At 66.0% G+C, this 23,000-nt stretch carries 22 protein-coding genes; 14 read left to right on the top strand and 8 right to left on the bottom strand.

Annotated features, from left to right (window positions below; all coding sequences use genetic code 11):
* The first annotated feature begins 137 nt into the window (after nt 1–137).
* The 3 genes from AB0L58_RS32760 to AB0L58_RS32750 are packed head-to-tail and all read left to right on the top strand — an operon-like array spanning nt 138 to nt 1,580.
* Nucleotides 138–299 carry a DUF4177 domain-containing protein gene (locus AB0L58_RS32760; RefSeq protein ID WP_085998464.1) on the top strand — a complete coding sequence of 54 codons (162 nt, stop codon included), beginning with the start codon at nt 138–140 and terminating at the stop codon, nt 297–299.
* Between the two features lie 18 nt (nt 300–317).
* Complete coding sequence (locus AB0L58_RS32755; RefSeq protein WP_364392856.1) at nt 318–776, top strand: RidA family protein; 459 nt, start codon at nt 318–320, stop codon at nt 774–776.
* A 9-nt stretch (nt 777–785) separates the two neighbouring features.
* Entirely contained in the window at nt 786–1,580 is a 795-nt protein-coding gene (locus AB0L58_RS32750) for an MBL fold metallo-hydrolase (RefSeq protein ID WP_364392854.1), read from the top strand.
* 146 nt (nt 1,581–1,726) lie between these two features.
* Here the strand turns inward: AB0L58_RS32750 and AB0L58_RS32745 are convergent, their stop codons facing one another.
* Nucleotides 1,727–2,401, bottom strand: coding sequence for a Crp/Fnr family transcriptional regulator (locus AB0L58_RS32745; RefSeq protein ID WP_011206875.1), 675 nt, complete (start codon nt 2,399–2,401; stop codon nt 1,727–1,729).
* 114 nt (nt 2,402–2,515) lie between these two features.
* Complete coding sequence (locus AB0L58_RS32740) at nt 2,516–2,758, bottom strand: hypothetical protein (RefSeq protein ID WP_364392850.1); 243 nt, start codon at nt 2,756–2,758, stop codon at nt 2,516–2,518.
* Between the two features lie 175 nt (nt 2,759–2,933).
* Here AB0L58_RS32740 and nth point away from each other — a divergent pair, with 175 nt between their 5' ends.
* Genes nth through AB0L58_RS32720 form a run of 4 tightly spaced genes read left to right on the top strand, consistent with a single transcriptional unit; the run spans nt 2,934 to nt 6,221 of the window.
* Nucleotides 2,934–3,683, top strand: coding sequence for an endonuclease III (nth, locus tag AB0L58_RS32735; protein WP_364392910.1), 750 nt, complete (start codon nt 2,934–2,936; stop codon nt 3,681–3,683).
* Nucleotides 3,684–3,688: 5 nt separating this feature from the next.
* The gene (locus AB0L58_RS32730) at nt 3,689–4,315 is read left to right on the top strand and encodes a TlpA disulfide reductase family protein (protein ID WP_364392908.1); all 627 of its coding nucleotides are present in this window, start codon (nt 3,689–3,691) and stop codon (nt 4,313–4,315) included.
* Nucleotides 4,312–5,031, top strand: a complete 720-nt coding sequence (locus AB0L58_RS32725; RefSeq protein WP_364392846.1) for a CoA pyrophosphatase — start codon at nt 4,312–4,314, stop codon at nt 5,029–5,031. The genes AB0L58_RS32730 and AB0L58_RS32725 overlap by 4 nt, the downstream gene beginning before the upstream one ends.
* The gene (locus tag AB0L58_RS32720) at nt 5,028–6,221 is read left to right on the top strand and encodes a MarP family serine protease (RefSeq protein ID WP_364392843.1); all 1,194 of its coding nucleotides are present in this window, start codon (nt 5,028–5,030) and stop codon (nt 6,219–6,221) included. The genes AB0L58_RS32725 and AB0L58_RS32720 overlap by 4 nt, the downstream gene beginning before the upstream one ends.
* Nucleotides 6,222–6,518: 297 nt before the next feature.
* Here the strand turns inward: AB0L58_RS32720 and AB0L58_RS32715 are convergent, their stop codons facing one another.
* The 4 genes from AB0L58_RS32715 to AB0L58_RS32700 all read right to left on the bottom strand — a co-directional run bounded on the left by AB0L58_RS32715 (nt 6,519) and on the right by AB0L58_RS32700 (nt 11,497).
* Complete coding sequence (locus AB0L58_RS32715) at nt 6,519–7,454, bottom strand: alpha/beta hydrolase (RefSeq protein WP_364392841.1); 936 nt, start codon at nt 7,452–7,454, stop codon at nt 6,519–6,521.
* 64 nt (nt 7,455–7,518) lie between these two features.
* The gene (locus AB0L58_RS32710; protein WP_364392839.1) at nt 7,519–8,034 is read right to left on the bottom strand and encodes a phage holin family protein; all 516 of its coding nucleotides are present in this window, start codon (nt 8,032–8,034) and stop codon (nt 7,519–7,521) included.
* Nucleotides 8,031–9,290: a Na+/H+ antiporter NhaA gene (gene nhaA, locus AB0L58_RS32705; RefSeq protein ID WP_364392905.1), complete on the bottom strand. Its 1,260-nt coding sequence runs from the start codon at nt 9,288–9,290 to the stop codon at nt 8,031–8,033. Before nhaA ends, AB0L58_RS32710 begins: the two co-directional genes overlap by 4 nt.
* A gap of 179 nt (nt 9,291–9,469) precedes the next feature.
* Nucleotides 9,470–11,497, bottom strand: a complete 2,028-nt coding sequence (locus AB0L58_RS32700) for an acetate--CoA ligase (protein ID WP_364392837.1) — start codon at nt 11,495–11,497, stop codon at nt 9,470–9,472.
* 435 nt (nt 11,498–11,932) lie between these two features.
* Between AB0L58_RS32700 and AB0L58_RS32695 the strand changes: the two genes are divergently transcribed.
* From AB0L58_RS32695 to AB0L58_RS32675, 5 genes are all read left to right on the top strand, one after another.
* A complete protein-coding gene (locus AB0L58_RS32695; protein ID WP_364392835.1) occupies nt 11,933–13,531 on the top strand; it encodes an ABC transporter substrate-binding protein in 1,599 nt (532 codons plus the stop codon).
* A gap of 64 nt (nt 13,532–13,595) precedes the next feature.
* Entirely contained in the window at nt 13,596–14,522 is a 927-nt protein-coding gene (locus AB0L58_RS32690) for an ABC transporter permease (RefSeq protein ID WP_364392832.1), read from the top strand.
* Entirely contained in the window at nt 14,515–15,468 is a 954-nt protein-coding gene (locus AB0L58_RS32685; RefSeq protein WP_364392830.1) for an ABC transporter permease, read from the top strand. The genes AB0L58_RS32690 and AB0L58_RS32685 overlap by 8 nt, the downstream gene beginning before the upstream one ends.
* An 8-nt stretch (nt 15,469–15,476) precedes the next feature.
* A complete protein-coding gene (locus AB0L58_RS32680) occupies nt 15,477–17,168 on the top strand; it encodes an ABC transporter ATP-binding protein (RefSeq protein WP_364392828.1) in 1,692 nt (563 codons plus the stop codon).
* 186 nt (nt 17,169–17,354) lie between these two features.
* Nucleotides 17,355–18,101, top strand: a complete 747-nt coding sequence (locus AB0L58_RS32675) for an oxidoreductase (RefSeq protein ID WP_364392826.1) — start codon at nt 17,355–17,357, stop codon at nt 18,099–18,101.
* Between the two features lie 503 nt (nt 18,102–18,604).
* Here AB0L58_RS32675 and AB0L58_RS32670 read toward each other — a convergent pair.
* Nucleotides 18,605–19,423 carry an HAD-IB family hydrolase gene (locus AB0L58_RS32670; protein WP_364392902.1) on the bottom strand — a complete coding sequence of 273 codons (819 nt, stop codon included), beginning with the start codon at nt 19,421–19,423 and terminating at the stop codon, nt 18,605–18,607.
* Between the two features lie 417 nt (nt 19,424–19,840).
* On the opposite strand from AB0L58_RS32670, the gene ssd reads away from it, so the two are divergent.
* Both ssd and AB0L58_RS32660 read left to right on the top strand, forming a co-directional pair.
* Nucleotides 19,841–20,950 (top strand): septum site-determining protein Ssd, encoded by a 1,110-nt coding sequence (gene ssd, locus AB0L58_RS32665; RefSeq protein ID WP_364392822.1) that lies wholly within the window; start codon nt 19,841–19,843, stop codon nt 20,948–20,950.
* Nucleotides 20,947–22,134, top strand: coding sequence for a TadA family conjugal transfer-associated ATPase (locus AB0L58_RS32660; protein WP_364392820.1), 1,188 nt, complete (start codon nt 20,947–20,949; stop codon nt 22,132–22,134). The genes ssd and AB0L58_RS32660 overlap by 4 nt, the downstream gene beginning before the upstream one ends.
* Nucleotides 22,135–22,725: 591 nt before the next feature.
* Here the strand turns inward: AB0L58_RS32660 and AB0L58_RS32655 are convergent.
* Complete coding sequence (locus AB0L58_RS32655; RefSeq protein WP_364392817.1) at nt 22,726–22,920, bottom strand: hypothetical protein; 195 nt, start codon at nt 22,918–22,920, stop codon at nt 22,726–22,728.
* Nucleotides 22,921–23,000: the final 80 nt, after the last annotated feature.

The raw sequence follows: 23,000 nt of genomic DNA, 5'->3' as shown, positions 1-23,000 counted from the left end.
CGAGCGAGGTTCGCGGCCCGTCTCGCGTCCGAGTCGTCGAAGCGCATGCGCCGCAGGCGCGAGTCTCGACGGCTCGGACGCGAGACACAAGGGGGCCGCGAACACGCAGCGCCGAAGGCGCTGCCAATATCACAGTCATGAGTGATTCGAAGGTGTGGGAGTACGCCACCGTTCCGCTGCTGACGCATGCCACCAAGCAAATCCTGGACCAGTGGGGCGCCGACGGTTGGGAGCTGGTGACCGTGCTGCCGGGTCCGACCGGTGAACAGCACGTCGCTTACCTCAAGCGCCCCAAGTAATCGAAGGGACTTGCACTTATGACCCAGTGGGAAAAGAACCTGGCCCAGCTCGGGCTGACCCTGCCGCCGGTCGTCGCACCGGTCGCCGCATACATTCCGGCGATCCGCACCGGTTCGCTCGTCTACACCTCCGGTCAGCTGCCGTTCGTGGACGGTCAGCTCTCGGCGACCGGCAAGGTCGGCGCCGAGGTCTCGCTCGAACAGGCCAAGGAGGCGGCCAAGTTCTGTGCGCTGAACGCGATCGCCGCAGTGCACGACCTGGTCGGGCTAGACGCGGTGGTGCGCATTGTGAAGGTCGTTGGATTCGTCGCCTCCGCACCGGGGTTCACCGATCAGCCGCAGGTCATCAATGGTGCCTCGGAACTGCTCGGTGCGGTCTTCGGTGATGCGGGTGTGCACGCGCGCTCCGCGGTCGGGGTCGCCGAACTGCCCCGCAGCACCCCCGTCGAGGTCGAACTGATCGCCGAAGTGCGCTAGACAGGTTCGATGACGCTCACCCATCCCGCATACGGCCGGCTGCGGCAGGTCACGCCCACCGCGGCGGTCGTACTCGCGGACAATCCCGGCAAGATGACGCTGGAGGGCACCAATACCTGGCTGCTGCGCGGCCCGGGACAAGCGGAATATGTTGTCGTCGATCCGGGACCGAAGGATAAGGCGCACAGCGAGACGATCGCCCGCGCCACCGACGGCAATATCGCGCTCACCCTGATCACCCATCGGCATCACGACCACACCGGCGGTATCGACCGGTTGGTCGAGCTGACGGGCACACCGGTGCGGGCCAGGACCGCCGAATTCCTGCGTGGATCGGCTGGGCCGCTGGTCGACGGCGAGGTGATCGAGGCCGCCGGGCTGCGGATCACAGTCCTGGACACCCCCGGCCACACCAAGGATTCGGTGAGTTTCGTGCTCGACGACGCGGTGGTGACCGGTGACACCATCCTCGGTTTCGGTACCACCGTGCTCGATTCCAGCGACGGCACTCTCGCCGATTACCTGGCATCGCTGGACAAGTTGGTCGAGGTGGGTGCGGGTCGCGCGCTGCTGCCCGCACACGGTCCGGATCATCCTGATCTGGAACCGATCGCGCGGTACTACATCGCGCATCGGCAGGAGCGGCTCGATCAGGTGCGGGAGGCATTGCGCGTACTCGGGCCGAATGCGGGTGCGATGTCGGTCGTGCGCAAGGTCTACGCCGATGTCGACAAACGGCTATGGCCGGCCGCGCGCAGTTCGGTGCGGGCGCAGTTGGAGTATCTGCGCGCCGAACAGAACTAGCGATACCGGCCAGAACACCGAGGCGCGCTGAGTTCATCTACCGAATGAACTCAGCACGCCTCGGTGTTCCGGGTTTCGTGGCGTACACCTGCCGCGACACGTCGCTACGGCGGCCGGGTGTCCCGGTCGCCGATGGGTTCGAAACGTCAGCGCGCGCGGCGGGCCAGGCGCTCGGAGTCGGAGATCAGCACACTCTTGCCCTCCAGCCGGAGCCAGCCGCGGTGCGCGAAGTCGGCGAGAGCCTTGTTCACGGTCTCGCGGGAGGCGCCGACCAGCTGTGCGATCTCTTCCTGGGTGAGGTCGTGGGTGACCCGCAGGGCACCGGCCTCCTGGGTACCGAACCGCTGCGCGAGCTGCAGCAACGCCTTGGCGACCCGGCCGGGGACATCGGTGAAGATCAGGTCGGCCAGGTTGTTGTTGGTGCGGCGCAAGCGGCGGGCGAGGACGCGGAGCAGTTGCTCGGCGATCTCGGGCCGCTGGTCGATCCAGGACTTGAGTGCGTCACGGTCCATGGTGACCGCACGGACCTCGGTGACGGTAGTAGCGGTGGAGGTGCGCGGACCCGGGTCGAAGATCGACAGTTCGCCGAACATATCCGACGGACCCATGATGGTCAGCAGGTTTTCCCTGCCGTCCGGGGAACGCCGTCCGATCTTCACCTTTCCGGAGGTGATGATGTACAACCGGTCGCCGGGCTCGCCCTCGTTGAAGATGACATGGCCGCGCGGAAAATCCACGGGCTGCAGTTGTTTGGCTAGAGCAGCCACTGCGGTGGGCTCTACGCCTTGGAAGATGCCTGCTCTGGCGAGGGCCTCGTCCACGAATGTGCTCCTTATGGGAAATGGCTCTGTCCTGGACCGAAGCGAATCGGCCAACAGCGCAGTCTACGCGGCATTACGGCAGCGTAGTGACAGACACCACGTAAACAAGTGGATTCAGCTGGCGCGGGCGACATCCAATTCTTCGCCACGGGAACGGCGCCTGCGGATCCGTGCCACCGCGGCGGGCAGTCCGAGCTTCGTCAGCTCCTTTACTTCAGCGTTGCTTGCCTTGTCCAGGTACTGCTGAACCTCTTCGTCGGGTTCGAGAAGTTTGCGGAGCCGATTCTCGACCCGCTCCATGCCCAGTGCAAACAGCATCAGCACCACTGGGAACAGCACCACAGCGAGTCCTTGCATGACGAGCAGTAAACACGGTCCAGGTCTCAGATGGAACACGGCAAGAGATCTAGGAGGGCACCGTTGTGGCGTGGTTCCGTATGGTGGACGCGTGCGTGTCTCCCCCTCCACAGCTGCCGTGAGCGGGCCTGCGCCTGCCGTCGAGGCGACCGATGCGCAACCCGCCGCGGTCCCCGTGACCAAGCGCAAATCCCGAGCGCGACAAGCGGAAACCCAGCTCGGCCTGACCCGAAGGGCCCGCCGGATGAACCGCAGTCTCGCGGTGGCTTTTCCGGATGCGCACTGTGAGCTCGATTTCACCACACCGCTCGAATTGGCGGTTGCGACAATACTTTCCGCGCAGTGCACCGATGAGCGGGTGAATCTGACCACACCCGCGCTCTTCGCCAAGTATCAGGACGCCCGCGCCTACGCCGAGGCAAACCGCGCCGAGCTGGAGGAATACATTCGGCCGACCGGCTTCTTCCGCAACAAGACCAGTTCGCTGATCGGCCTCGGGCAGGCACTGGTCGAACGCTTCGATGGTGAATTGCCTCACACCCTCGACGAACTGGTGCAATTGCCCGGCATCGGCCGCAAGACTGCCAACGTCATCCTCGGCAACGCCTTCGGGGTGCCCGGCATCACGGTCGATACCCATTTCGGCAGGCTGGTGCGCCGCTGGGCGTGGACCACCGAGGAAGATCCGGTAAAGGTCGAACATGCCATCGGCGCGCTGATCGAACGCAAGGAATGGACAATGCTGTCCCATCGCGTGATTTTCCACGGGCGTCGGGTCTGCCATGCCCGCAAACCAGCATGCGGTGCCTGCATTCTGGCCAAGGACTGCCCGTCGTTCGGGATCGGGCCGACCGATCCGGAAACCGCGGCCAAGCTGGTGAAGGGTCCCGAGGCGGAGCATCTGCTCGAGCTGGTGGGCCGGTGAGACGAATACCTGTCGCGGCGCGCTTGGCGCTGGCAGGGTTGATCACCGTAGTGGCCTTGGCGGTCGCGCTGTGGCCCCGCGATAGCGACGACACCGCGACGAGCGGCGACCATCCGGCGAATTCCCTCGCGAGCGCCTCGGTGGAGGCGCGCACCGCCGCCGGGCTCGCGGATTGTCCGGCGCCCGCGGCAGATGCGGTGGGACGCGGGCCGCTTGCGGGGCTCGCCTTGACCTGTCTGTCCGATGGCAGACCGGTCGATCTGGCGGCCGCGCTCGCGGGCAAACCGGTACTGCTGAACCTGTGGGCGTACTGGTGTGGACCGTGCGCCAAGGAGTTGCCGGATGTGCAGGAGTACGCGCGACGGGCCGGAAGCGCCATTACCGTGCTGACCGTGCACAGCGATCCGGATGAGGCGAGGGCGCTCGCATTGCTGACCGACCTGAAGGTGACGTTGCCCGGCGTCCTCGACCCGCGCGCCAAGGTGCGTACCGCGGTCGGCGCGCCCGCGGTGCTGCCGGTGTCGGTGCTATTGCGTGCTGATGGCTCGGTCGCCGAGGTGGTGGTGCGTGCCTTCGACGGCATCGACGATATCGCCGATACGGTCGCGAACAATTTGGGAGTTGCGGCATGACCGAGATCCCCATGCCGGACAGCATCCCGCAGTGGCTGCGCCGAGCGGCGGAGCCGAATACCGATTCCGCCGACACGCTGTCTTTGTCACGCGCGATCCGGCGGGCCATGACGGTCAGCACCACACCGCGGCAGGCCGCCGTGCTGGTGCTGTTCAGCGGTTCGGCCGAAGCCGATCCCGAGGCATCGGGCGGGCTGCCCGCCGATGCGGATGTGCTGCTCACCCAGCGCGCATCCACCATGCGCCAGCATCGCGGTCAGGTCGCCTTTCCCGGCGGTGCGGTCGATCCCGGCGACTCCGGTCCGATCGATACCGCCCTGCGCGAGGCCTGTGAGGAGACCGGGCTGGCGCGCGAGGGCGTCGACCCCTTTGCCGTACTGCCCAAGCTGTTCGTGCCACCGTCCCGATTCGATGTGACCCCGGTGGTGGCATACTGGCGAACCCCGAGGGCGGTCCGAGTGGTCAATCACACCGAGACCGAACGCGTCGTGCGGGTGCCGCTGGCCGATCTGCTCGAACCGGCGAATCGCTTCATGGTGCGCGGCAGCCTCGGCTATCAGAGTCCGGCATTCCAGGTGGACGGAATGCTGGTGTGGGGACTGACCGGCGGCATTCTGGCGGGCATCTGCAAAGCCGCCGGATGGGAACGGGCCTGGGACCACAGCGATGTTCGCGATCTAGAGACCGCGTTGGCGGCCGTAGGGATGACGTTATGAGTTCATCGGCTTGGCTCGATATCGCGGTGGTGCTGCTCGCGCTGCTTGCCGCCTCCTCCGGTTGGCGGCAGGGGGCGGTGGCTTCCGCGCTCGCCTTCCTCGGCGTCGTACTCGGCGCCGTCGCGGGCATTCTCATCGCGCCGCACATTCTGATCCACGTCGACGAGGGGCGGCCGCGGGTACTCACCGGCGTGCTGTTGATCGTGCTGCTGGTCATCGTCGGTGAGGTCGCGGGCATGGTGCTCGGCCGGGCCGCGCGTGGCGGTATGCGACATCCGTTCACCCGCAGCGTGGACAGTGTCGTCGGCGCGGTGCTGCAGGCGGTCGCGGTGCTGGTCACCGCGTGGCTGCTGGCCTTGCCGCTGGCCACCTCGTCCCAGCCGGCCATCGCCGCGGCCATCAACGGTTCGAAGGTGCTCGCCGATGTCAACGAGGTCTCCCCGAATTGGCTGCGGCGGCTTCCGAACGAATTCTCCAAGCTGCTCAACACCTCCGGGCTGCCGGATGTCATCGGTCCGTTCGGTCGCGCGCCGATCGCGGCGGTCGAACCGCCGGACCCCAGCGTGCTCGCCAGTCCGGTCGCGGCCTCGCTGCAGCAGAGTGTGCTGCGTATCCGCGGCGTCGCGCCGAGTTGCCAGCGCGCGCTGGAGGGCTCCGGCTTCGTGATCGCGCCTGAACGCGTGATGACCAATGCGCACGTGGTCGCGGGTACGACGAGCGTCAGCGTGGATACCGCGCGCGGTCCGCTCGAGGCGACGGTGGTGCTGTTCGATCCGTCCAAGGATGTCGCGGTGCTCGCGGTGCCCGGCCTCACCGCCCCGATCGTCCCGCAGGCGCCCTCGCCCGCACACTCCGGCGACAGTGCCATCGTGCTCGGCTATCCGGGCGGCGGGCCGTACACGGCCAGTGCGGCTCGAGTGCGCGAGACGCTGGATCTGACCGGGCCGACCATCTACCGCAACGGCACGGTGGAGCGGGAGGTCTACACCGTCCGTGGTCTGGTGCGAGCAGGTAATTCCGGTGGGCCGCTGGTGGATACGGAGGGGCAGGTGCTCGGCGTGGTCTTCGGCGCGGCTGTCACCGACGATGACACCGGCTATGTGCTGACCCTGAACGAGGTGCGTGCGCAGTTGGAGGCCGCACCCGGGTCGAATACCTCGATCCAGACCGGAGCCTGCGTACTGAGCTGATACGGCTCGGGGCGACCGGCTACGCGAGGTCGCCCCGGCCGGGCTCGGCTCTGGCCACGCTCGCTCCCGGTTCCGGCAGTCGCTCAGGCAGGACGGTGTGCCGAGAACTTTCGTCCACCGGGTCCGTCCAGCGCGGTGCCGACCAAAGTGTGATCGGGCCGGTTCCGCGCGTCGATCCACCGGTCCGGCGTGACACCAGTGCGGACGCCCACATCGGGTGAATGCGTCGCAGTGTCGCGGCCCAGCCTTACCGCGACATGTTCGAGCCGCTCGACGAGGTGCCCAGGATGGGCCCGGCTAGCCGAGCAGTTTGGCCAACTCCATCGTGACCGCATCCGGATTCTCTTGATGCGCAAAGTGACCCGCGCCCGGAATCACGACCTGTCGCCGCTGCGGTGAGAACCGCCGACCGCGCTGGAAGGTCGCGGGCAGGATGTAGTTGTCGAGTTCACCGCGCATGGCGAGCACCGGAATGCGGATCGGCACTCGCATGGTGGCCATGAACCGCCGACCATCCGGACGCCACTGACTGCGGAAGGCCCAGCGCTGATATTCCAGCGCACAGTGCGCCGCCCCCGGAATCTGGATGGCCGAGCGCATCCGATCGGCCGTCTCGATGAATTCGGCGGTGCCCGACCAGGTTCGGCTCACCCGCTGCCGCAGCAGCCGTTCGACCTCGAAGCCGTCGCCGGTGGTCAGCAGATGTTCGCCGTAGCGCGGCAGCTGATAGCGCAGGAAATTCGGCAGCCAGGTGCGCCGCTGACGCCGGTCCCGCAGCACCGCGCTCTTCAGCGCGGCCGGATGCGGGGAGCTCACGAGTGCGATCGAGCGCACCAGTCGTGGATGCAGCACAGCGGTCGTCCAGCACACCAATCCGCCGTCGGCGTGTCCGACCAGCGTGGCCTCGGAATAGCCCATGGCACGGATGAGTCCGGCGATATCACCGGCCAGCGTCCAACCGTCATAGCCACGCGGCGGCTTATCGCTGTCGCCGTAGCCACGCAGATCCACCGCGACCGCACGGTAGCCGAGTTCGGCGAGTCCGGTCAGTTGATGCCGCCAGGACCACCAGAGGTCGGCGAATCCGTGCAGCAACACGACCAGTGGTGCGTCCGGGCGGTCGGTTGCGGCCTCGACGACATGGAAGCGAATGCCGTTTGCGTGCACGTCCCGATGTGTCCACGGACCGTCGTAACGGACGCTGGACGGATCGGGAAACGAGTTGGACGACACGCCGACCGAGCCTAGTAGGGGTCCGGCCCGCCGCCTAGTCGACGCTGCCGCGCCGTCCGGCCGGTTACTTCGACGGCTGCTGGAGCGTCGGCTCCGCGAGCGCGAGGTGCTCCTCGTGCGAGCCGAATCCGCTCGGCAGCACCGTGCGTGCCTGCTTGAGCGAATCGATCGTCTTCTCCGGCGCCCGCAGTTTCCTGACCCGCAGATAGCCGAGCAGGGCGAGCACCGCCGTCGCGACGATCATCAGCAGGAACACGATCAGGAACGCCGCCCAGCGCGCCAGCCAGACGTCGAGCAGCTCGCCCAGGAAAAAGAAAAAGAAGAAGGTGCTGAACAGCAGTACGGTCAGCGCGAGAATGAAGTAGACACTGCCCTGCAGCGCCTTCTTGATCTCCCCGGTTACCTCGGCCTTGGCCAGCTCGACCTCGGCCCGCACCAGCGTCGACATCTGCTCGGTGGCATCGCGGACCAGGGTGCCGAAGCTCGCCGACCCGACCGGGTTGGCGTCCGAGAGGGGAATCGAGGTCACAGTGCGGTCGCGACGCGACTCGTCCCCGCTACCACCGTTTGCGAAACTCACTTGGTCGACCCTTCTCCCTGTCCAGGCACTGCTTCCGCCTCAGTCTCTCGTTGTATCGCACGCGCGTCCCGCCGCGCCTGGTGGACACGCCCACGCCGCAACAGTAGCGCCGAACCCGCGAGCGACGCCGCCATTGACGTCACCAACACTGTGGCCTTGGCCAATTCGACGGCCGAGCCGTCACCGACGTCCGCCAGCGCGAGTTCTGCCACCAGAAGGCTAACGGTGAAGCCGATCGCGCCGAGCACCGAGAGGGCGAACATGTCTCGGTAGCCCAGGTTGGCCGGACGCTCGGCGATGCCCAATCGGATTGCCACCCAGCTGATTCCGAAGATACCGAGGGTCTTGCCCAGCAGTAATCCGAGAAATATCGCCAGTGCCAGCCGCTCGCTGGACAGCTGCTGGAAAACCTTGCCGTCCAACGGAACTCCGGAAGCGAACAAGGCGAACAGCGGCACGCAGAGCCCCGCCGAGATCGGCTGGATCATGTGCTCGAGCCGCATTGCCGGAGCTTCGGTCTCGCCCGGGTCCATGCGCACCCTGGTGAGCAGGCCGAGCGCGACGCCGGCCAGGGTCGGATGGATACCCGCCTCGTGCAGCGCGTACCAGGAGACCAGCGCCAGCGGCACATAGAGCAGCGGAGTGGAGATCCGCCTGTGCTGGGCCAGTGCCCACACCGCGAAACAGCCCGCCGCGGCCAGCAGCCACAGCGCCGACAGCGTCGTGGTGAACAGCACCGCGATCAGGATGATGGCGAGCAGATCGTCGACCACCGCGAGGCTCAGCAGGAAGACCCGTGCGCTGGCCGGGATCCGGGATCCGGTCATGGCCAGTACGGCCAGCGCGAATGCGATATCGGTCGCTACGGGTATCGCCCAGCCCCGGTCCATCCCGTCGACGCCGAATCCGACCGTGAATGCGATCAGCGCCGGGGTGACCACGCCGCCGACCGCCGCGATGATCGGTAGCACCGCCCGCTTGGGATCGGCGAGCTCGCCGACCACCAGCTCGCGTTTGAGCTCCAATCCGGCGACGAAGAAGAAGATCGCGAGCAGACCGTCCTTGGTCCAGTCCGCGACGGTGAGTTCCAGATGCAGTGCCTTGATCGGCAGGACGTATTCGGTGACGGTGACGTAGGTCTGGCCCCACGGCGAGTTCGCCCACAGCAACGCGGCAGCAGCCGCTATCAGAAGTATTGCGCCACCAACGGTTTCGGTGCGTAGATAACGCGTCAGCTCCGAGCGCACTTGGGTGATCAATGGAAACCTTCCGCCAGCGTGGACTCCGACCGCGGCCGCGCAATCCCACCGATCCGGCTTTGGGTACACGACCGCGTGCCGACCAGGCTTCCCGGCACACCTTACGCAATTCTAACGGGTAAGGCCGGTGACGGATTCCGTCACCGGCCCTATGATGTGCCGTTTTCGGTGCGGACTCAGGCGCGGCTGGCCCGGATCGCCTCGAAAACATTCGGATCGACCAGGGTCGAGGTATCGCCCAATTCGCGGCCCTCGGCGACATCGCGCAGCAGTCGCCGCATGATCTTGCCGCTGCGGGTTTTGGGCAGCTCGGGCACCACATGGATCTCGCGCGGCCGGGCGATCGGGCTGATCTCCCGCGACACCTCCGCCTTCAGTTCGTCGATCAGTGCCTCGCCGGTGTCCTTGGCCTCCGCCGTCAGGATCACGAATGCGACGATGCCCTGGCCGGTGGTCGCATCGCTGGCGCCGACCACGGCGGCCTCGGCCACTCCGGAGTGACCGACCAGTGCGGATTCGACCTCGGCGGTGGAGATGCGGTGACCCGACACATTCATCACATCGTCGACCCGGCCCAGCACCCACAGATCGCCGTCGGCATCGAGCTTGGCGCCGTCACCGGCGAAGTACCAACCCTGCTCGGCGTAGCGCTCCCAGTAGGTTGCCCGGTAGCGGTCCATATCGCCCCAGATGCCACGCAGCATCGACGGCCACGGCTGATCGAGCACCAGATAGCCATTGGCCTCGGTCTCGCCGAGCTCGACCACCTTGCCCTCCTCGTCGACGACCTTCGCCGAAATACCGGGCAGCGCGGTCATCGCGGCGCCCGGTTTGGCTGCTGTGACGCCCGGGAGCGGGGAGATCATGATCGATCCCGTCTCGGTCTGCCACCAGGTGTCCACAATGGGCGCGGAGTTCGCGCCGATCACCTCGCGGTACCAGCGCCAGGCCTCCGGATTGATCGGTTCGCCGACGCTGCCGAGCACCCGGATGCTGGACAGATCGTGGGCGGCCGGAATCTCCCTGCCCCACTTCATGAATGTGCGCACCAACGTCGGTGCCGTGTAATAGATTGTGACGCTGTACTTTTCGACGATATTCCAGTGCCGGTGCTCATCCGGGAAGTTCGGCGTGCCCTCGTAGACGACCTGGGTGGTCCGGTTCGACAGCGGTCCGTAGACGATGTAGCTGTGCCCGGTGACCCAGCCGATATCGGCGGTGCACCAGTAGATGTCCTGTCCGGCCTTGTGGTCGAAGACATTGTGGTGGGTGTAGGACGCCTGCGTGAGATACCCACCGCTCGTGTGCAGGATGCCCTTGGGCTTACCGGTGGTGCCGGAGGTGTACAGGATGAACAGCGGATGTTCGGCGTCGAAGGCCTGCGCCCGATGTTCGGGGGAGGCCTGCGCGACGGTCTCGTGCCACCACAGGTCACGGCCCTCGGTCCACGGCACCTCGATATCGGTGCGGCGCACCACCAATACGTGTTCGACACTGTGTCCATTTTCGCCCGAGCGGGGGCCCTGCGTGGTTACGCCAGCTGCCTCCTTCGAGCCCTGACCGCTTGGGCGGGGCGGCACGTCGCCATTGGCGTAGAGCGCCTCGTCGACGGCCGCCTTGAGCGGGGCGGCCTTACCGCGCCGCCACTGACCGTCGGTGGTGATGATCAACCGAGCGCTCGCGTCGTCGACGCGCTGGCGCAGCGCGGTGGGGGAGAAGCCGGCGAATACCACCGAATGCGTCAGTCCGAGTCGGGCGCAGGCCAGCATCGATACGATCGCCTCGGGAACCATCGGCATATAGATGGCGACCCGATCGCCCGCCTCGAGTCCGAGTTCGGTCAGATAGTTTGCGGCGCGGGAAACTTCGGTGAGGAGTTCGGCGTAGGTGATATCGCGGGAGTCGCCCGGTTCGCCCTCCCAATGGATGGCGACCTGATCGCCGTGCCCGTCGAGCACATGACGGTCCACGCAGTTGTAGGCGACATTGAGCTTGCCGTCGACGAACCACCTGGCGACGGGTGCGTCACTCCAGTCGAGCACCTGCGTCCACGGCTGCTCCCAGTGCAGTCGCTCGGCCTGTTCGGCCCAGAACGTGTCGCGATCCGCCGCGGCCCGCTGGTACAACGATGCGTCGGCATTCGCCGCCGCGACGGACTCCGCGGTCGGCGGGTAGGAGTCCCGGTGGTCGGTGGTTTCCGTCATCTCGTTTGTTCCTCACGTAGAGCCCGTTGGTGCTGGCAGCCGCAGTCGATTTCGACAGTAGCCAACTGTGATCCGGGCCGCGCCTGATGTGTCCACCGGGTTTCCATCCCGTCACCGCGGCGGGTATCCTGCCCGATCCGCTGACAAACCGGGCCTTCGGTAGCTATCGTCATAGGTCAACCAGCTCCAGGTACCGGAAGTCCAACGAAGGCATACTTCCGGTGGATACCTGTTTTCTCCCGAATGTTTAGCGTGTTTCGGCGATGTTGCCGGATTGGTAACAAGTGGAACGAACCTCTGTCAATCCGGTGACAAGGCTGCTTCGAATAGCTAACGTCCCAGGCATTCCAAGGCGGATCGAGTCGAGGCGCGCTGGGCAGATACCCATGCGTCGTCGCGGATCCCCTTCGCCTGTCTCGAAATCGGGAGAACGCGTTGAGATTCAACAGAGCTACAGCGTTGATCGCGGCTGCCCTGCTGGCCACAAGCCTGGGGCTGTCCGCATGTTCGTCGAGCGATAGTGCCGACGCCGACATCGTCACCACGAACGGTGGTGAGCCGCAGAATCCGTTGGTGCCGACCAATACCAACGAGAACATGGGCGGCCGTGTCGTCGACCGGCTGTTCGCGGGGCTGAAGTATTACGACGGCAAGGGCGTTGCGCACGACGAGATGGCCGAGTCCATCAAGACGACCGACCGCAAAACCTACACGATCACCATCAAGCCGGACTGGAAGTTCACCGACGGCACCACGGTGACCGCGAAGTCGTTCGTCGATGCCTGGAACTACGGCGCGCTCGGCACCAATGGTCAGTTGCAGAGTTACGCGTTCACCCCGATCGTCGGTTTCGACGAGGTATCGGCGGAAAAGCCCACGGCACAAACCATGTCGGGGCTGAAGGTGGTCGACGACCGAACCTTCACCGTCGAGCTGAAGTCGCCGTCCATCGACTTCGAGACCGAACTCGGCTACGCACCGTTCTATCCGTTGCCCGAGGCGGCGTTCAAGGATATGAAGGCCTTCGGTGAGAGCCCGATCGGCAACGGCCCGTACAAGTTCCAGACCTGGGAGCACAACGTCAAGATCGATCTGGTGCCCAACCCGGACTACAAAGGCGGACGTCCGCCCAAGAACAAGGGTCTGCGGTTCGTCATGTACCAGTCGTTCGACACCGCCTACTCGGATCTGCAGGCTGGCAATCTCGATACCCTGGACACAATTCCGGACAGCGCGCTGACCTCCTATAAGAAGGACCTCGGCGATCGCGCGATCCTGGAGCCGTCCGCGCAGAACCAGCACATCGGCGTCCAGGCCAATGTCGCGCATTTCGGCGGTGAGGAAGGGTTGCTGCGGCGCCGGGCCATCTCGATGGCGATCAACCGCCAGCAGATCTGCGACACCATTTTCAACGGCACCAAGATTCCGGCGCGCGACTTCACCTCGAGCACCCTGCCCGGATTCAACGCCAACCTGCCCGGTTCGGAGGTGTTGAAGTACAACCCCGACGAGGCGAAGAAGCTCTGGGCGCAGGCCGATGCGATTTCGCCGTGGTCGGGTCGCTACGAAATCGCCTACAACTCCGACGGCGGCCACCAGGCGTGGATCGAGGCCGTGGCCAACAGCATCAAGAACACCCTTGGTATCGATGCCGTCGGTGCGCCGTATCCGACCTTCAAGAACATCCGAGATCTGGTGAACCAGAAGACGATCGGCAAGTCGTTCCGCTACGGCTGGCAGGGCGACTACCCGACGATGTTGCAGTTCCTCACCTCGCAGTACTACAGCTACTCCGAGACCAATAACGTCGACTACAAGAGCCCCGAATTCGACCACCTGCTCGACGCCGCACTGGCCGCGCCGACGCTGGAGGAGTCGTACAAGATCGTGGCGCAGGCGCAGGCGTTGCTGATCAAGGATATGGCCGATATCCCGGTACTCGACTACCTTGCCGCGGCGGGACGTTCGGACAAGGTGAAGAAGGCCGACCTGGCCTGGAACGGTCTGTTCGACTTCGAAAATATCGAGAAGTAGCCGCTCGGCGCGGTCGTGCCGTATGTTCTGACGGCACGACCGCGCCGCTCACCCAGGAGATGAAATGGCCTGGTATGTCGTGCGGCGTCTGCTTCAAATGATCCCCGTCTTCCTCGGGGCGACGCTGCTCATCTATGCACTGGTCTTCTTAGTTCCGGGCGATCCGATCCACGCGCTGGCCGGTGATAAGCCGATGACGCCCGCCGTCGAGGCTCAACTGCGTGCGCGTTATCACCTGGATCGTCCGTTCATCGTGCAGTATCTGCTGTATCTGAAAGGTATTTTCACGCTCGACTTCGGGACGGCCTTCTCCGGCCGTCCGGTGCGCGACGAACTCGCCCGTGCCTTTCCGATCACCATCAAATTGGCATTCATGGCGGTGCTCATCGAGGGCGTCTTCGGCGTGGTCTTCGGTCTGATCGCGGGACTGCGCAAAGGCAAACTGTTCGACTCGACGCTGCTGGTGCTCAGCCTGATCATCATTGCGGTGCCGATCTTCGTGATCGGCTTCCTCGCCCAGTTCGTCTTGGGCGTGAAGTGGGGTATCGCGCCGGTGACCGTCACCGGCAAGGCGAGTGTCGGTGAGTTGCTCGTGCCCGCATTCGTGCTCGGGTCGCTGTCGTTCGCCTATGTGCTGCGGCTGACCCGAAACTCGGTGGCGGAGAACATGTCCGCCGATTACGTGCGCACCGCGACCGCGAAGGGGCTCAGCCGGCCCCGGGTGGTCACCGTGCACATTCTGCGTAATTCGATGATTCCGGTGATCACCTTCCTCGGCGCCGATCTCGGTGCGCTGATCGGCGGCGCGGTCGTCACCGAGGGCATCTTCAATATTCCGGGCGTGGGTGGGACGCTGTACCAGGCGATTACCCGCGGCGAGCCACCGACGGTGGTCTCGTTCGTGACCGTGCTCATCGTGATCTTCCTGATTTCGAATCTGATCATCGATCTGCTCTATGCCGCGCTCGACCCGAGGATCCGATATGCCTGAGCTCGAGAAGAAAACTCCGGACAGGCAGCAGCATTTCGTCGCGCCACCCGACGAAGTCGAGGTGCTCGCCACCGATCAGGTCGTCGATACCGGTTCGCCGACCAGCATCTGGCAGGACGCGTGGCGGCAGTTGCGCCGCAATCCGATTTTCATCGTGGCCGCGGTGCTGATCGTGTTCATCGCCATCGTGGTGCTGTGGCCCGGCCTGTTCTCCGATCAGGATCCGCGTTACTGCAACGGCGATTTCAGCATGGATCCGCGCGGGCCCGGACACCCGTTCGGTTTCGATAAACAGGGTTGCGATGTCTACACCCGAACCGTTTACGGTGCCCGGGCGTCCGTAATGGCCGGGCTGGGTGCCACCACGGTATTCCTGCTCGTCGGTGGCACGCTCGGGGCTCTCGCGGGCTTCTACGGCGGACTGCTCGATTCGGTGGTGTCGCGCGTCGCGGAGATTTTCTACGCGATTCCGCTGATGCTGGCCGCGATCGTCATCATGCAGCTGCTCGATTCCCGCACGATCTGGACCGTCATCCTGATCCTGGCCGCATTCACCTGGCCACAGGCGGCACGCATCGCACGCAGTGCGGTGATCGAGGCGAAGAACAGCGAATATGTCACGGCCGCGAAGGCATTGGGGGTATCCCGAATACGCACGCTGCTGCGCCACGTGCTGCCGAATGCGGCCGGACCGCTGATCGTGGTCACCACCATCTGGCTCGGCGCGTTCATCGTCACCGAAGCGACGCTGTCCTACCTCGGTGTCGGTCTGCCGCGCACGATCGTGTCCTGGGGTTCGGATATCAATACCAACCAGCACGAACTGCGCGGCGGATCGCCGATTCTGTTCTATCCCGCGACGGCTTTGGCACTCACCGTGCTGAGCTTCATCCTGCTGGGTGACGCGCTGCGGGACGCGCTCGATCCGAAGGCGAGGAAGAGGTGACCGCGGCCATGTCCGATAAACCATTGCTCGAGATCGAGGATCTCAACGTCTGCTTCACCTCCGAGGGCAAGAAGATTCCCGCGGTGCGCGATGTCGGTCTGACGGTTTATCCGGGCCAGACCGTCGCCATTGTCGGCGAATCCGGATCCGGGAAGTCCACTACCGCGCACAGCATTATCGATCTGCTGCCCGGCACCGGAAAGGTGACCTCCGGCTCGATCAGATTCGACGGCAAGGATCTGGCGAAGGCGTCGAAGAAGGAGGTCGTCGCGGTACGCGGCAGCGGTATCGGATTGGTACCGCAGGATCCGATGTCGAATCTGAATCCGGTGTGGAAGATCGGGTTCCAGATCCGAGAGACCTTGGAGGCCAACGGCATTGCCAAGGGTAAGGCGGCCAGGCTGCGCGCCGTCGAACTGCTCGAGGAAGCCGGTATGTCCGATGCGGCGCGCCGGGTCAACCAGTATCCGCACGAATTCTCCGGCGGCATGCGCCAGCGCGCGCTCATCGCCATCGGATTGGCCTGCCGCCCCAAACTGCTGATCGCCGACGAGCCGACCTCGGCCCTCGACGTGACGGTGCAGCGGCAGATCCTCGATCACCTCGACGGACTCACCAGCGAACTCGGCACCGCGGTCCTGCTCATCACCCACGACCTGGGCCTGGCCGCGGAGCGCGCCGAACATCTGGTGGTGATGTACCGCGGCAAAGTGGTGGAATCCGGTCCGGCACTGCAGATTCTGCGCGAACCGCAGCATCTGTATACCAAGAAGCTGGTGAATTCGGCGCCCTCACTCGCCTCACAGCGGCTGTCCTCGGTGCGTGAGCGCATCGAGGTACGCAAGCAGGCGGTCCAGGTCGCCGAGGAGGTCGCGGCGGCCGATGCCGAGATCGCGGCGGTCTCCGATGACGTGGTGATCGCGCAGAATCTGACCAAGGCGTTCAAGATTCGGGGCAGCACACCGTGGAGGTCGACCGATTTCGTCGCGGTCGACGATGTGTCGTTCCGGCTGAAGCGCGGTACCACCACAGCCATTGTCGGCGAATCCGGTTCAGGCAAATCCACCGTGGCGCAGATGGTTCTCGGTCTGCTCGAACCGACATCCGGTTCGGTGACCTTCGACGGTCGTGACGTGGCGAAACTGGATCGCCGGGGCGCGTTCGCTTTTCGTCGTCGGGTGCAGCCGATCTTCCAGGACCCGTACGGTTCGCTGGATCCGATGTACTCGATCTACCGCACCATCGAAGAGCCGCTGCGCACGCACAAGATCGGCACCGCCAAGGAACGCGAGGCAACGGTGCGCGACCTGTTGGACAAGGTGTCGCTGCCGTCCTCGGTAATGCGCCGCTACCCCAATGAACTCTCCGGTGGCCAGCGTCAGCGCGTCGCGGTGGCCCGTGCGCTCGCACTCTCCCCGGAGGTCGTGGTCTGCGACGAGGCGGTCTCCGCACTCGACGTCCTCGTCCAGGCGCAGATCCTCAAGCTGCTCAACGATTTACAAGCCGAGCTCGGGCTTTCCTATCTGTTCATTACCCATGACCTGGCCGTCGTCCGGCAAATCGCCGACGACGTCCTGGTCATGCAGACCGGCAGGATCGTCGAAGCGGCCACCACCGACGAGGTCTTCGAGAACCCGAGGGAGGAGTACACCCGCCGCCTGCTCGACGCCATTCCGGGACGGGACCTGCTGGCAGGCTGACCAGGGGACGATGGATCTCTCGCGGCCCGGACCCCGACGCAGCGAGTCTTACGAGCGACGTTCGCGGCCCGTCTCGCGTCCGAGTCGTCGAAGCGCAGGCGCCGCAGTCGCGAGTCTCGACGGCTCGGACGCGAGACACAAGGGGGCCGCGAACACGCAGCGCCGAAGGCGCTGCAAAATGTTTCAGTGACCGATCCGCTACAGCCCCTCGTCGATCTGCCCGGTGTGCGCGAAGCCGCCGATAAGGCGCGTGACGCGCTCGCCGCGGTACATCGGCACAAGGCGAACCGGCGAGGCTGGCCGACCACGGCCGCCGAGGCTGCGGTGCGTGCCGCGCGTTCATCCGCCGCGATCGAGGGCGGCAGCACTGAACTGCCGGCCGACGGCCGGGTCGCGGATCCGATCCTGGCGGGTTCGCTGCGAGTCGGTCAGGCGCTCGACGGTGACGCCCTGCGGAATCTGGTCGGCACCTGGCAGCGCGCACCGCTGCAGGCGCTGGCCCGGCTGCATCTGCTGGCCGCGGCCGATCTGGTGACCGACGAGGCACTGCTCGGGCGGCCGCGCGCGGACGGCGGCGTAGCCGGACGGCTCGACCTGCTGGTGCAGACGGTGCTCGGATCGAAGGCGCCCGCCCCGGTCATCGCGGCTGTCGTGCACGGCGAACTGCTGACATTGCGACCCTTCGGTACGGCCGATGGCATCGTGGCGCGGGCGGCCTCTCGACTGGTGGCCGCGTCCAGTGGGCTGGACCCGCACAGCCTCGGCGTGCCGGAGGTGTTCTGGTTGCGGCGGCGTCAGCAGTATCTGGATGCGGCGGCCGGATTCGGCTCGGGTGCTCCGGATGCGGTGGGCGGCTGGGTGATCCTGTGCTGCGGCGCCTTCGAAGACGGTGCGCGGGAGGCGACATCGATCGCCGACGCGGCATCCGGATAGGGGTCCATACACATCAAAGCGGGCGGCGTTGTCGTTGACGACCTCACCGCCCGCTAGCACGGACTCCGGGTTACCAAGCGTGCTAGGTGGGTTGTGTTCTGCGGCCTCGGCGATAATCCGAACTCCGCCGGTTCATCCCCGCAACCTGTGCGAGGCCCTCGCCGTCGAAACCCCGGATCTCGCAGGCCCACAACGCTTCTGCCCTTGTCGCGGCGCGCTCCGCGTGGGTGCCTGGTGCCCGTGCTGGGAAGGGTGGGTTGGGGAGCTGAACCTTCTCTTCCGGCTCCGCTCAGGCCTTCCGTCCTTCCGTAGTTACCTTTCTACACCTGTGACTGCCCTCACATCAAGGCTTGGGAAAACATTCAATAATCGGCGTGTCTACCGGCGTTTCGTGGTTAAATCCCAGGTCGCGACGGCCTCTTGGTTATGTCAGCAAACCCGCTGGGCAAGCCGCCCGCCGCCGTGAACTCCCCTCGCGCGCGGTTCGAGCCCGAGCAGCTATCTCAGCGCCGTCGGCGCAGCAGCCGGTAACTGATCGCACCGGCCACCACCGCGCTCAGACCGACCGCCGCCGTCGCGGCAAGGGTGGTCGACGACGGACTCTGGAATCGCGCCCACAGCGACACCGGATTGGAGAATGTGAGAATCGGCCACCCCTTGGCCACCGCCTCGCGGCGCAGATTGCGATCCGGGTTCACCACCGTCGGATGCCCCACCGCGCTCAGCATCGGTAGATCGGTGACGGAATCGGAGTAGGCGTAACACCGCGAGAGGTCGTAACCTTCAGTGGCAGCGAGCTTTTCGATCGCGGTCACCTTACCCGCTCCGTAGCAATAGAACTCGACCTCGCCGGTATAGCGGCCGTCCTCGACCACCATCCGGGTCGCCGCGGTATGCGACGCGCCGAGCACCTCGGCGATCGGGCCGACGATCTCCTCGCCCGAGGCCGAGACGATCACCACATCGTGTCCCCGGATCTTGTGGTCGGCAATGAGATCCGCGGCCTCGGCGTAGATCAGCGGGTCGACCAGGTCGTGAAGCGTCTCGGCCACAATGGATTTGACCTGTTCGACATCCCAGCCCGCGACCATATTCGTCAGATTGGCGCGCATGCGCTCCATCTGATCGTGGTCGGCGCCGGAGAGCATGAACAGGAAGTGGGCGTAACTGCTCTCCAGTACCGCGCGGCGGTTCAGTAGACCCTGCGCATAGAAGGGCTTACTGAACACGTAGGTGCTCGATTTCGCGATCACCGTCTTATCGAGGTCGAAGAAGGCGGCCACGCGCTCGCCCGCGGCGCTCGGTCGTTTCGTTGCCGTCACGTCCCGTGCCGTCCGGTCCTCGAGCTCTGTCTGGTCGCCATCGGCCGTCACCCGTTCAGAATATGCATGCCGCGGCGGTGGTGTCGGACGGGTCGGGCCTCCGGTGCGCTCGACGGTTTGCCCCGGAGACGCCGGGCCGGTGGTAGCCATAAAGTTCTCCCGCGACAGACTTGCGTTGTGGCCCAGGCTTGGGTGTAGTATTGCTGGCACCTGGACATAGTCCAGGCGCGTTCAGCCCGACCCCCCGGGGCTGAACCCGACGGCCCCAGCCTCCTCCCCCCCCGGCTGGGGCCGTCCTCTATTTCGGGGCAGGTTCCACCGGTTTCGGCTCTCCGGATTTATCCACACCCCCCGAGTTATCCACATTCGGCATATTGCATCTTCTGCTCGACCCCGTCTTCGAGCACGCTGAGCTGCATGAATCTCGAAGTCGCCCCGGCGCCGGCCCCGCCGCCCGCGCTCGTGCTCATCCAGGACACCCGGCTGCGCGATGAGGTGCGCCGAGTCGCTGCGGCCGCGGCGCGCGAGCTCGACGAGCGTGCGCTCCCTGTCGGTCGGCATGCCTGGGCGGCGGCGCCCTTGGTGATCATCGACACAGCGGCGGCAGAGAGCTGTGCACGGGCCGGCTATCTCCGGCGGATCGGCATCGTGCTGGTGACCGACGGGGAACCCGGATTGACCGATTGGCAGGCCGCCGCGGCCGTCGGCGTCGAGCGCGTCATCGCGCTGCCAGGTGCCGCGGTCGGACTTATCGAGAAGTTTGCTGAGCACGGCGAAAACCGCAAGGGCGATGGTGTTGTCGTGGCGATCGCGGGCGCGTGCGGCGGTGCGGGCGCCTCCACATTGGCCGCGTCGACCGGACTGCGATCCGCCGCCGAGCGGTTCCGCCGCGACACCGTGCTGGTCGATGGCGCACCTGTCGGCGGTGGTCTCGACCTGCTGCTCGGCATCGAAACCGGGGCCGGACTGCGCTGGCCGGATCTGGTGATCGAGGACGGTCGGGTGTCCGCCGCGGCACTGCACGGCGCACTGCCGGCAGCCGCGCCGGGACTGGCAGTACTGTCCTGCGGCCGCGGCGGTGCCGGGCGCTTGCCCGTCGAAATCGGCCCCGCTGCCGTCCGCGCCGTCATCGAAGCGGGCCGTGCCGCAGGCGATTTGGTGATATGCGATATCTCGGGCGAGCGCGGACCACACGCCGACCAAATACTTGATGCGGCCGACCTCGTCGTCCTGGTCGTCCCCGCTCGCCTGCGCGCGGTCGCCGCCGCCGAATCGGTCGCCGCCCATATCGGTAAGCGAAATCCCAACCAGGGCTTGATAGTTCGCGGCCCGGCCCCTGGCGGACTCCGCGGTGCCGAGGTCGCCGAGGTCCTCGACCTCCCCCTGCTCGCTGCCGTCCGAGCCCAACCCGGCCTCGCCGCGCGCCTCGAACGCGGCGGCCTCACTCTCCGTCGCGGCCCCCTCCGCGACGCCGCGGATGCCGTACTGGGCGTACTCAGTGCTCCGAGCGGACAGGAGCTGCGGTGAGTGCGTTGGTGACCTCGGAGTTGATGGATCGGGTGCGGGAACGGCTGTCCGGTGCCTCGGGGGATCCGGATCCGGCGCAGGTGGCGGCGGCCATCCGGGCCGAGGCCGGTGGCGTGCTCGGTGATACCGATCTGCTGCGGGCATTGCGACTGTTGCAGACCGAGATGACCGGGGCGGGGCCGTTGGAACCGCTGCTGCAGGATCCTCGGGTCGCCGATGTACTGGTGACCGCGCCCGACGCGGTGTGGATCGACCGAGGGCGTGGGCTGGAACGAACCGCTGTCGTCTTCCCGGATGAGGCGGCGGTGCGCCGCTTGGCGCAGCGGTTGGCGCTATCGGCCGGGCGGCGGCTCGACGATGCGCAGCCGTGGGTCGACGGCAGATTGTCGGGAAGGGAAGCGGCACTGGGGGATTCGTTCGGAGTCCGGCTGCACGCGGTCTTGGCGCCGGTGGCACACGGCGGTACCTGCCTATCGCTACGCGTGCTGCGTCCGGCGACACAGGGACTGGATGCGCTCGCTGCGGCGGGCGCGGTACCCGCCGAGGCGAAACTTCTACTGGAGCAGATCATTCGGGCCAGACTCGCCTTCCTGGTGGTCGGCGGAACCGGCGCAGGCAAGACGACGCTGCTGTCCGGCCTACTGGCCGAGGTCACCGCCGACGAACGCATAATCTGCGTCGAAGACGCCGCCGAACTAGCGCCCCCACATCCCCACGTCGTGCGCTTGGTCGCGCGCACCGCGAACGTCGAGGGCGTCGGCGCGGTAACCGTCCGCGACCTCGTCCGGCAGGCCCTGCGGATGCGCCCCGACCGAATCGTCGTCGGCGAAGTCCGCGGGCCCGAGGTGGTCGACCTGCTGACCGCCCTGAACACCGGCCACGACGGCGGCGCGGGCACGGTCCACGCGAATTCCCCGCGCGAGGTCCCTGCCCGGCTGGAAGCCCTTGCCGCACTGGGCGGTATGGACCGAGCCGCCCTGCACAGCCAACTCGCCGCAGCCGTCCAGGTAGTACTGCACGTCCACCGCCGAGCCGACGGCACCCGCGCCCTCCGCGAAATAGGCATCGTAGACCGCGATCCCCAAGGCCACGTCACCATCACGGCCGCCTGGCACGCCGAGCAAGTCCCAACCCCCGCTGCCCCCGCCCTCGCCCATCTCCTCGCCGAACGGCTCAACCGATGACCGCGGCATCGGAGCGCTCGGTGCCCGCGGTTCGGATGGCTTCGGCGCAGAGCGTGCGCGTGGCCCTGTCGCTGGGCGCGGCGGAGGGTGCCCTCGATGGCGACGACTCAACAATGCAAGGGTCCGATCTGATTGCCGCATGGAGGAGCTCGGCTCCCGCGGCACTGTCGCTGCGTCTGTTGTGTGGGGAGCCCGACGAAAATCGCGGGATCGGTGCGCTTGACTCCTGTAGGTCGGGCCGATTCGGTACTGAGGTTCATGGCTCTGTCATCGGGCGCCTTGCTTGTGCCCTCTATGGAAAAGACTTCGGCGGCACCGGGATTCGGTCTGATCGCCGCGCCACCGATGAACCCGGCGGGTTGTGGCCGGAGCGGCACCGGCGACGGCCTTGCATGGCGAATAGCTCGTTGGATGGTCGTGTTATTCGCGCGCTCGGTATGCGCAGTTCGGATGGCTTCGGCGCAGAGCGTGCGCGTGGCCCTGTCGCTGGGCGCGGTGGAGGGGTCTTTGATGGCGACGACTTCGGCAGTGCCAGGATCCGGTGTGAGCGTGGCGGCGCGGACTCCGGCGCTCTCAGCACCAGCGGCACTGTCATCGCGTCTGTTTCGCGGATGGCTCGACCAGTGATTGCGGTAGCGGTGCGCTCGAGAATTGCGAATCAGCTGGCGTCGTGGTGCCTGGTTGGCGAAGGGTGCCGTCGATGATCGCGGCATTGATATGTCTGGCGATGGGGGTTTTGCTGGCGCCGCCGTCGAGTTCGCGGCGTCGGTTCGGCAGGCTGTTCATGGCCTCCGGTGTTGTTCGAAAGTTCGACCGGAGCAGTTGTTTTCGGATTGCATCCGGTGTCGCTGTCGTGGGGCTGTCGG

The organism is Nocardia sp. NPDC052112, assembly GCF_040680135.1.
In the GTDB taxonomy this organism is placed as follows: domain Bacteria; phylum Actinomycetota; class Actinomycetes; order Mycobacteriales; family Mycobacteriaceae; genus Nocardia.
The sequence above is the reverse complement of the archived record's forward strand: the minus strand, read 5'-3'. Positions and strand labels throughout refer to the sequence as shown.